The organism is Enterobacter quasihormaechei, assembly GCF_004331385.1.
GTDB lineage: Bacteria > Pseudomonadota > Gammaproteobacteria > Enterobacterales > Enterobacteriaceae > Enterobacter > Enterobacter quasihormaechei.
In genome coordinates, this window is sequence record NZ_SJON01000023.1 from 46,988 (window position 1) to 57,048 (window position 10,061).

Annotated in this window: 12 protein-coding genes and 1 pseudogene; 6 read left to right on the forward strand and 7 right to left on the reverse strand. The window is 47.5% G+C overall.

All coding sequences use genetic code 11. From position 1 onward, the window contains the following. Positions 1–174 precede the first annotated feature (174 nt). Positions 175–285, forward strand: a pseudogene (locus tag E0L16_RS22260) (DUF5431 family protein); the annotation flags it as partial. Then, on the forward strand, positions 233–355 hold the full coding sequence (locus E0L16_RS20540) for a Hok/Gef family protein (RefSeq protein WP_223825188.1): 123 nt from the start codon (positions 233–235) through the stop codon (positions 353–355). The pseudogene E0L16_RS22260 and the gene E0L16_RS20540, both read left to right, overlap by 53 nt. 252 nt (positions 356–607) lie before the next feature. Here E0L16_RS20540 and E0L16_RS20545 read toward each other — a convergent pair whose 3' ends face one another. The 4 genes from E0L16_RS20545 to E0L16_RS20565 all read right to left on the reverse strand — a co-directional run bounded on the left by E0L16_RS20545 (position 608) and on the right by E0L16_RS20565 (position 3,311). After that, positions 608–865, reverse strand: a complete 258-nt coding sequence (locus E0L16_RS20545) for a DUF2767 family protein (protein WP_131638095.1) — start codon at positions 863–865, stop codon at positions 608–610. A gap of 492 nt (positions 866–1,357) precedes the next feature. After that, positions 1,358–2,200: a nitroreductase family protein gene (locus E0L16_RS20555; protein WP_048291887.1), complete on the reverse strand. Its 843-nt coding sequence runs from the start codon at positions 2,198–2,200 to the stop codon at positions 1,358–1,360. Positions 2,201–2,267: 67 nt separating this feature from the next. Beyond that, entirely contained in the window at positions 2,268–2,852 is a 585-nt protein-coding gene (locus E0L16_RS20560) for a TetR/AcrR family transcriptional regulator (protein WP_023345591.1), read from the reverse strand. A gap of 111 nt (positions 2,853–2,963) precedes the next feature. Next, complete coding sequence (locus tag E0L16_RS20565; RefSeq protein ID WP_032638146.1) at positions 2,964–3,311, reverse strand: winged helix-turn-helix transcriptional regulator; 348 nt, start codon at positions 3,309–3,311, stop codon at positions 2,964–2,966. 150 nt (positions 3,312–3,461) lie between these two features. Between E0L16_RS20565 and E0L16_RS20570 the strand changes: the two genes are divergently transcribed. After that, positions 3,462–4,307 carry an SDR family oxidoreductase gene (locus E0L16_RS20570; RefSeq protein ID WP_023345593.1) on the forward strand — a complete coding sequence of 282 codons (846 nt, stop codon included), beginning with the start codon at positions 3,462–3,464 and terminating at the stop codon, positions 4,305–4,307. Between the two features lie 100 nt (positions 4,308–4,407). After that, complete coding sequence (locus E0L16_RS20575; RefSeq protein WP_207388514.1) at positions 4,408–4,848, forward strand: YybH family protein; 441 nt, start codon at positions 4,408–4,410, stop codon at positions 4,846–4,848. Between the two features lie 779 nt (positions 4,849–5,627). Here E0L16_RS20575 and E0L16_RS20585 read toward each other — a convergent pair. After that, a complete protein-coding gene (locus E0L16_RS20585) occupies positions 5,628–6,530 on the reverse strand; it encodes a LysR family transcriptional regulator (RefSeq protein WP_063442867.1) in 903 nt (300 codons plus the stop codon). 97 nt (positions 6,531–6,627) lie between these two features. Between E0L16_RS20585 and E0L16_RS20590 the strand changes: the two genes are divergently transcribed. Then, the gene (locus tag E0L16_RS20590; protein WP_049095464.1) at positions 6,628–7,236 is read left to right on the forward strand and encodes a short chain dehydrogenase; all 609 of its coding nucleotides are present in this window, start codon (positions 6,628–6,630) and stop codon (positions 7,234–7,236) included. Between the two features lie 118 nt (positions 7,237–7,354). Here E0L16_RS20590 and E0L16_RS20595 read toward each other — a convergent pair whose 3' ends face one another. Beyond that, positions 7,355–8,536, reverse strand: a complete 1,182-nt coding sequence (locus tag E0L16_RS20595; protein WP_063136847.1) for an MFS transporter — start codon at positions 8,534–8,536, stop codon at positions 7,355–7,357. Between the two features lie 99 nt (positions 8,537–8,635). On the opposite strand from E0L16_RS20595, the gene E0L16_RS20600 reads away from it, so the two are divergent. Then, positions 8,636–9,532, forward strand: coding sequence for a LysR family transcriptional regulator (locus E0L16_RS20600; protein ID WP_053065097.1), 897 nt, complete (start codon positions 8,636–8,638; stop codon positions 9,530–9,532). Between the two features lie 60 nt (positions 9,533–9,592). Here the strand turns inward: E0L16_RS20600 and E0L16_RS20605 are convergent. Then, a partial coding sequence (locus tag E0L16_RS20605) for a family 1 glycosylhydrolase (RefSeq protein WP_131638099.1) occupies positions 9,593–10,061 on the reverse strand: 469 nt, incomplete at its 5' end.

Here is a 10,061-nt window from a genome sequence, read left to right on the forward strand (position 1 = left end):
GGGTATAATGGCGCTGGCGCTTGAGGCCTGATGCCTCATGACGTTCTGTGGGTTTGTTATGGTTGTTGTGAGGCAGAGGGCAGAAAGCCCCGTAGTAAAGTTAATTTTCATTAACCAAACCACGAGGCCCACTGTATGTCTCAACAACACCAGTATGGCCTCTTACCGTGCTCAATGCAAGGAGGAGTAATCCATGAAACTGCCGCGAAACGCCCTTATCTGGTGCGTATTAATCGTGTGTTTAACGCTGTTAATATTCACCTGCCTTACCCGATCTCGCTTATGCGAATTCAGGATCAAGGACGGAGACAGGGAGGTCGCTGCAGTGCTGGCTTACGAATCCAACGGTAAGTAGCAACCTGGAGGCGGGGGAAACCCCGCCTTTTCAGGGCTTTTGGTGTCGTCTGGTCAGACCGCAAGCGCCTTTATGAAGGGGTTGTCAGTTCGCTGGCAGCCCCTTTTTCCTCCTTCTGCGCGACCGCACGCATGGACTACAGAAGGGCGGTTCCCCTCCGGGGAACGGGGCAGGGCGGCAGCGCCTCCGGCGCGTCCGCTCTCTTCCCTCGCTGTATTACAAATGTGATACAGACTGTGCCGGTATGAGATGTCATGACCCGGTTTGTGAACCGAATTTGTCATCCCGCGCGGTAGCGAGCTGCTCGATGGCAAACAGAATCCCGTTGTATGAAACGTCTGTTTCAACCATGAATTTCCAGTGAAGCCTTTTCAGTTGATAAACCAGCTGGTCGCGATGGGTTTCCGCACCGTTACTGGCCAGCATCAGGCAGCACTGCCCTACCATCCTGCAGGCTTCATCGTAGAGAAGACTCTCTTCATCATCCGTAGTGCTTTTATTTTCTGGCATGGCTACCGCCTCATCTGTACGTTTTCCGCTCTGATTCAGCATATTTCAAAGGCCACAGATCTACACCAAAGGGCCCCTTCAGCTCCTGACCCGCTGCGCGGTTATGGCGAACTTATCCAGATTGATGGCTCTCAGCATGACTGGAATGAAGAGCTAGGGCCTCACTGTACATTAGAGTCTAAGCACTTTTGTGCGTTTGTATGCATTGAGGTAAAATTCATCTCCTTCGTTTCTGGCGGGTTTGTTGGTGGGTTGTTGCCTGTTTCACCCGGTTCCTGTCAGAAACGCGCTCCGGCCGTCTGAGCTGTGCGCGTAATGAAGCATTATTGTAAATAGTTTGAGGTCATGTCCGCTTTAAACTCACGGGACTGAGCGGACGATCCAGCTGAGCTTAAGGTCCGTTGAGAGCGAAAAGCGGACGTAATACTTATGTCTGATTTGATAGCAGTAAGCGACGCTTTTTTTGCGGCTGCACACACAGCCGCAACAGATTTATTTAAAACCGAATCCGCGATCTTCAAGCGTAGCGCGAAGGTTCTGGCGTCCGTCCATATAGTCCATGCTTGTTGCTGAGCTTTGTACGGCCTGTTTCCAGGTTTTGTCTTTCATTCCCAGTCCTTCACGAAACGCATGGAACGCTTCTTCATAGCTTTTAACATGTGCGTCAAAGTCAGATGCGTTGTAGCGGTTATGGTGAGCGACCACGCTCTGAGGCAGGCGTGGGCGAATACTTGCGTTGCTTTTCGGATCGGGCCATCCGACAACCAGTCCGCATACAACGTAGCTGTGCGGGGGCAGTTGAATAAGTTCGGCTAGTTCTTTTGCCTTGTTTCGTGTAGCCCCGATATAAACGGTTCCCAGTCCGATTGATTCGGCCGCCACAGTAGCGTTCTGCGAGGCAAGCGAGGCATCCACAGTCGCCATAACAAATGAGTCGAGATATTCATGCACACCCGGATTCAGACCATCCGCCACGGTCATATCATGATTACGCGACAGGTCAGCCACCCATAAAAGTATCGCAGGCGCTTCTTCAATGTAGCCATTAGCCAGACCGCTATCCCCAGCGGACAGCTTTCTTACCTGTGCCTTAAGCTCAGGATCGGTAACCGCTACTACGCTCCATTGCTGTAGATTTGAGGATGTTGAGGCAGACTGTGCGGCTGCCACCAGAGTTTCAAACCAGTATTCAGGCAGAGGTTGCGGCGAAAAGCTTCTGACTGAACGGTGGCAGAGTAACCCTTCTATCTGTTTGTTCCAGATAATATTTTCAGGCCTGTCTTTCTCGCCATAGCGTGCCGCTATCAGCTGTTCTTTCTGAAAATCGTCAGTCATAAATTTTCTCCCCGTAAATTGTAATGATCGTTCAAAAATAGGTTAAATAAAAAGGCCTTCTGGCCTTTTACTGAATACTGCCGATAAGCGCTTCAATCGCATGCTGTTGATATTCAGGTTCATGCACGATCCTGCCAAACACCCGGAAGCCAAAGTAGGCACACATGAATGCTTTCGCCATCGACTGAGCCTGACGGCCCCTTTCAAACTCTCCGGTCGTAATACCGGCAGAAAAAAGCGCAACAAACATCCCTTCAAGTTCTTTGATATAGCTGCGACTCAGGCCTTCAACGGTTTTATCTTTAGCCGCTCTTTCGAGAGGAGAAAATATCGCCATACAGCCATTACGCTCAATGTCGCTGAAATCAAGCTCAATGCCTTTTTCAAGCAGAATTCGGAGTCGATCTTTCACGCTTCCGGGCTGGCGGAAAACTTCCTCGTGAAACTCAATGCTGGAGCGGTGATAGCGTCGCAGGGCTTCATGATAAAGATTTTCTTTACTGCCGAAAGCAGCATACAGGCTGCCACGGCCCAGACCTGTGCTGTCAACGAGTTCCTGCGCCGAAGTCGCTTCAAAACCGTTACGCCAGAATGCATCCATGGCTGCCTGTATTACCAGCTGGTCATCAAATTCTCTTGGTCTGCCTGCCATCGCTTACTCCTGCCTCAGAACTGTTATCACCCTAACAATTATGGAACGGTCAGTCAATAATTAGTAGTATCGTTAAAAGCAGGCAGACGATAACGTCAGCACATTAATTTTTTAACGCGAATTATTCAGGATTTCTGCCTGGCTGGCCTCAATTATTGAAACAAGTTCCTGCAGTTTCACTGCCACAACGCGTCCCAGAGGCGTCAGTGAGTATTCGACATGCGGGGGTATGGTGTCATATGAGTACCGTTTAATCATCCCATCACTCTCAAGAGACTGTAGAGTCTGGGCCAGCATTCTTTCACTTACCCCTTCAATACGCCGTCTTAAGCTGCTGAAACGATGGGTCTCAGATAGCAGGGCGACCATTATCAAAACGCCCCAGCGGCTGCTCAGGTGTTGAAGTACCTGCCTTGACGGGCATCCTGCAGCCATCACATTGCAGGTGATAGCAGGCATCTCTGACGCTGAAGCATTGTCACGAACCTGATCTTTAATCAATGTCATTTAACACTAACCTTTTTGTAAGTACTTACTAAAATAATCTATATCGGTATAGTACCTTTTCAGTTTAAACGTGAGCAACTTTTACCTGATACGGAGAATAAAATGACGATTGCAATCACTGGTGCAACAGGCCATCTTGGCCAGTTAGTTATTGAAAAACTTAAACAAAAAGTTGACGCTTCTGAAATTGTCGCTCTGGTAAGAACCCCTGCGAAAGCAGCTGGCCTGGGTGTAGCTACACGCGAAGCTGATTACACTCGCCAGGATACGCTGGATGTAGCATTGAAAGGAGTTGATACCCTGCTGCTTATCTCCGGCAATGAAATCGGGCAACGTGCGGTGCAGCACGAAAATGTAATCCGTGCTGCTGTAAAAAATGGTGTAAAGCGCATCGTGTATACGAGCTTGCTGCATGCTGACAAGTCACCACTCAACCTGGCACCAGAACACGTCCAGACAGAACAGGCTCTCAAAAACTCGGGGCTGGACTATACAATCCTGCGTAACGGCTGGTATTCAGAAAACTACACGGGTTCTATTGCACCTGCGCTGGGCCTTGGCGCTTTTTATGGCAGTGCTGGCGAAGGTAAAATTTCCTCCGCGCCTCGTGAGGATTACGCAGAAGCCGCTGTAGTGGCGCTGACCGGGCAAGGCCACGAAGGCAAAACCTATGAGCTGGCCGGAGATGAATTCTATACGCTGACTGATTTAGCTGCGGAAATTACGGCTCAGAGCGGCAAAGATATTCCTTACCGTAATATCCCGGAAGCAGATTACGCGGCGGCACTAAAAAATGCAGGCCTGCCTGATGGATTTGCTGAGGCGATTGCGTCATGGGATACGGGTGCCTCTCAGAACGCGTTGTTTGATGACAGCCATGTTCTGTCAAAACTGATTGGCAGAAAAACTACGCCTATCGCAGTAAGCGTTCAGAAAGCGCTTGCCTGACAATGTTGCCCCGTCACTTCGGGGCACCTTTCATCGACAGTCAAAGTCAATTAACTAAGTCTTTTCTTCCAGAATTTTTGAATCTGGATGCCGGTAAAAAATGAGGTTAAAAATGAACCTGAAGCATGACAAAGCTGAGAATGTCATCAGTGATTATATCGAGTCAATTATCCGATGCGATTACGAATTAGCGCGCTCTATATGGAAGGCTGGCGATGACGTCAGTTTCATTCATCCCCGCGGACATGAAAAAGGCTGGGATGAGATTGAGCAAAACTTTTATCGCATGACAATGGATGAAATGTTTTCCAGCCGTTTACTGAAAACCGTAGGTGCGCCTGACATCCGTTACTATGGTGAAAATACGGCCGTAGTAGAGTTTTACTGGGACTTTGTTGCAACCTTTCGTGATAGCGGCGATGAGCTTCATACTACTGGGCGCGAAAGCCAGGTGCTGTTAAAAGGCCCTGACGGAAACTGGAAAATTGCACAGGTTCATTATTCTGGCCCGGCGGTAACAGGCGAAGGTGAAGGATTCTGATGCTGATACAGGGGGGGAAGCTTATCAGGCGTGAACATCATTCCAAGACATTCCCCCCTGAACTGCGCAATATTTTAAAGGGCATGCGTTTTTGCTGTTCAAAACGTTGCCGGCTACATCCAGGGCTCCAGCCCACAGATGAAGATAATCATTCACCTTTAAAGCGGCCGGGACGTCATAGGCATGATTACCCAGCCTCCATACCGCCCGTGCCCCTGACCTGGCCCCTACCGGTTGATACCCAGCAGCCATAGCAACGCCAGCTTTTGGCACAAAGCGGACATTAGGGCGGCCACAATGTAAAAGGGGAGGACGGACGTTCAGAGGGAAACTGATGCTTACCGCTTCGTCGTTGATGCGCCGTCAGGATAACTTGTCTTTTATCGGCAATAATCAGTGTCTTTTACTTCCCAAAAGACAATAATTCTTAAATCACAATAATCATTGTGAATTATTGCAATAAATGCATTAATCTTTTCCCTCTTTTGCTTAGATCCTAAAAAAGTAAAGTCGGAACCTGCGCTAATCCTTGCTGGCTTATGTCAGAACAGCGAATGGAAGAAGGTCGAATCCCACCTACAGACGTTGCATGATCTGTTGACTAAGTGGATCAGAACTGGCGATGAGAATCCTCCTTCTGAATATCAAAGCCAGGATTACAAATGAATAAGTTTGAGCTGATGCAAAAGCAGGAGAAAATTCATAGGGAATCTGGAACTATAGCTATATGCCATTTGATGTTGTATAGGCCGATCAGTTTTTCTGACTGATCGCAAATGTTAAACACAATTCGTGCCCCCGGAAATAGTCGTCATTTCCAGTATTTTGGTCAACCATACTCGGAGCGGATTATCATTACTTTTCCGATGCCAGGCGACAGTAACATCAAACGGGACCATTTTTTCTGGCATCTCCAGTTTACAGTAATTTCCCTGCGCTCCTATCGCTGATGGAATGAAAGCAATGGCGTCATTCGCAGTGAAAAAAGCGCCGAGCGTCGTATAACACGGTAACGTAGCGATGACATTATTTTTCATTCCGGCTTTGTTAAAAAAATCATCAACCAGATTTTCAATATTACCGGCACTCGGAGCAAATTTAACGGCAGGAATGTCTGAAAAGGACATTTTCATTTCAAGTTTTCCCGGAATAGCTGAGCCGTGTCTGACCACACAGCAGTACTCTTCACGCCGGATGTTTTTGCGTATCAGTCCGGGATCAATATGATTCGAAAAACCCAGTACCAGATCGACATCGCCGGAATTAAGACTTTCAACGTGGTGCCTGGAATTGAAGTCTTTGATTTCAACGCTGGCCCGCGGTGCCTGCATATGTAGTGTCTTCAGTAAGGATGGAATGATAGTAAGTTGAGCATATTCGTTTGCCATTATGCATATGCTGAAGTCCTGAATGTTCGGATTAAATACCTGGGGTGAACGAAGCTGGCTAACCTCATCCAGGATTTTTTCTACTTTAGGCACCAGAGAAAGGGCATAGTCGGTCGCCTCCAGTCCTGCATTCCTGCGTAGAAACAGCTCGGTTCCGAAATAAGTTCTGAGTCTTTTAAGATATGCACTGACCGCCTGCTGAGAGATATCCAGCTTTGAAGCCACCCTTGAGGCATTGAGTTCTTTAACCAGCAGTAGAAATACACGCATGTGTTTGATATCAATGAAATCCAATTCTAGTTGTACCTCATACAATTACCTATTTATTTAAATTGTATCACACCTCGTATATGATTTCTCCCGTATTTCATAAACATATCCGAGGCAAATAATGAAAACTGTAATTCTGATTGGTGCTCAGGGGAAGATGGGTAAAGCGGCGCTGACCGGTTTGGGGGATCACAAAGTTATCACCGCCAGTCGCTCAGGAAAAGGTACGGACTATCAGGTAGATATTACCAGCCATGAATCTCTGAGAGCTCTTTTCAAAAGCGTCGGCGCATTTGATGCTGTTGTTAACGCAGTTGGTCACTGCGAGTATGCCAGTTTTGTCGATATGACGGCTGAGCAGTGGGAGCTTACTGTCCAGAGCAAAATGCTGGGTCAGATCAATGTTGTTAAAATTGGCCTTGAGTACATCAACGACCGCGGCTCATTCACTTTAATTTCCGGCATTCATAATGTGAAACCTATCCCCGGCTCTATTGCTGACGCAACAACCAGCGGTGCTATCGACACATTTGTACAGTGTGTGGCTAACGAACTGCCCCGCGGGATCCGTATCAATGTAGTGAACCCAACCGTACTGGAAGAAGCCTGGGATGTTTACGGCCCTATGCTCCCAGGGTTCCAGCCAGTTCCGGGCAAACTGGTCGGAAAAGCGTTCCAGCGTTCTGTTGACGGATTTATCAACGGTAAAGTTCTCTTTGTCGATGCCTAACTGCCAGTCAGTCTGTTATTCAGCGTAACTGCTATAGCCTGAGGAGGAGCATAGCTCCGGACTCAGGCTATATGCGTTGAAAACTAAATGAATTTATGGGTGATGCTCACGACGGTTTTCAGTACGCAGCTTCAGTGCTTCTTTCCCTTTTTTGTAGCGCTCCCGCGAAAATACTGAGCAGGAAAGCGAAGAAAACGACCGCACCGGCAAGCCAAGTGGTATGCAGGAGACCGAAATGCATTACGACCAGGCCACCTATCCAGGTTCCGCCGGCGATACCGATATTGAAGGCCGATATATTCAGCCCTGATGCCACATCCACAGCTTCAGGAACGAATTTCTCAGCCTCCCTGACAGCCAGATATTGCAGTACAGGGACGTTTGCAAATGCGGCAGCACCCCAGACAAATGTAGTGACCAGCATCAGCCATGAATTAGATGCTGTCAGATATAAAGCGAACAACACCAGGGACAGTAATAAAAATATAATTTTCAGGGCATTAATAGGGCCGTGTTTGTCAGAGATCCGTCCGCCATACAGATTACCCAGTGCAGCTGCAAAACCGTATACCAGCATGACACCGCTTACAGCAGCGGGTGAAAATCCGGATATTTCCTCAAGAGTAGAGGCAAGGTAGGTAAACGTTATAAACGATCCCCCGTACCCGACCGCTGTCAGGGAATATGCCAGTATCAGTTGGGGGGTTGTCAGAACCCTGAGTAGAAATCTTACTGGCGCGGGTTCAGATTTTTTTATGCCGCGAGGGATCAGTAACAAGCTGCCTGCAAAGGCGATCATCCCGAGAACAGACACTGACAAAAATGTGGCTCTCCAGCCAAGGTGCTGAGCGATGAAAGTCCCCAGGGGAACACCGGTGACCAGAGCAACGGTCAGCCCGGCGAACATGATAGCTATTGCACTCGTGGCTTTATCTTTTGGAACAAGGCTGGCAGCGATGGTTGAAGCAATGGAATAGAACACGCCGTGTGCCATGCCGGTGATGATCCTCGCCACAATCAGCGAAACGAACCCGGGAGCTTGCCAGGCATACAAATTGCTAAGAGTAAAAACGACCATCAGGCACAGAAGAAGCGTTTTGCGGGACATTTTTCCTGTGGCTGCAGTTAAAAGAGGTGCACCTACTGCCACCCCCAGCGCATAGAGACTGACAAGCAGACCCGCTGACGGTACTGAAACTGATAAATCAGCTGAAATGATGGGAATGATTCCAACAAGGACAAATTCAGCTGTCCCGATAGCATAAGCGCTGATTGTCAAAGCGAAGAGTGCTATTGGCATAAAAATCCTTAATCGATAAATGTAAGGATTAATACTGAAATATCTCTGTGAATAAGAACAGATTTATGCCGTTAAAACACTTTTGACTTCAAGGCAAAGATGAAAACAACTTTAGCAGAAATGCAGATATTTATTGCTGTTATAGAAACAGGGACATTATCACGAGCTGCGTATGAGCTGGATCTTACCGTATCAGCTGTTAGCAGAGCGCTTCGACGACTGGAGGAGAAATTAGATACCGTACTGGTCAGACGCTCAACGCGGAGACTGGAATCCACTGAAGAAGGAAGGACATTCCTGGAATATGCCAAACAAATCATTGCTTCAGTAGAGGATGCAGAAGAACATGTCACCATGAAACGTCGTCATCCATCCGGGAAGATTCGGATCATTGCGTCCACGTCTCTTGTACTGCACGTCATTACACCGGTTCTGCATCGATATCAGAAATGCTATCCTGAGATAGAAATTGAAATAATTTCAAATGACAATGTTTATGATTTGCTTGAACACAGAAGTGATGTTGCTGTTTGCATCGGAAAACTCAAAGACTCCGGCTTACATGCGAAGATACTTGGGCTGTGCCAGATGATGTTTGTTGCCTCTCCGCGATACATTGCAGAGCATGGTATGCCTCATCGAGTTGATGCATTAAAAAGCCACAGGCTGATAGGTTACAAACAAAACTCCTTAATGAATGACTGGCCTCTGGATACGGGCGAAGAACACTATTATAAAATTCAGCCATCCATTGTCGCTTCAAACAGTGAGATTATAAGACAGCTGGCCATTCACTCGTCGGGTATTGCTTGCCTGCCAGAACCGTATGTAAAAAATGATATTACAAAGGGTGATCTTGTCAATCTTAATATAAAAGAGAAACTGCGTGTCCGCGAACCACTCAATGCGGTTTATTATAAAAACATTGTTCTTCCATCAAGAACCTCATCATTTGTAGAGTTCCTCGCGGAAAGTTTAGTGTTGCCCTCGGAATAAAAAATTATCCCATATCATTATAAATAAAAGAAAGTGTTACCGGTAAATGTTGGACTGTAATCAACGACACCGGAAAGGGATCAGGGTTTCCCCGTTCGTAGTAATGACATCCCGAAACCAGTAAAAACTATCCTTTGGATATCTTGCATAATCGCCATCACCGCTGTCATCATGGTCAACGTAGATAAAGCCGTAACGCTTATCTAACTCTGCGGTGGCGTTACTGACCAGATCGATGGGGGCCCATGCTGTAAAGCCCATAACTTCGACGCCATCCTCGATTGCTTCATAAACCTGATACAGGTGATTATTGATGTAATTAATACGGTAATCATCATTGACGGTCATATCCTCGTTAAGCTTGTCTCTGGCACCCAGTCCGTTTCCGGCAATGAACAGCGGCTTCTGATAGCGATCCCACAGCATGTTTAACAGGATGCGCATTCCCGTCGGGTCAATGGTCCAGCCCCACTCCGACACCGGCAGCAGCGGGTTTTGTATCATGCTCAGCACGTTACCCCGCGACTTT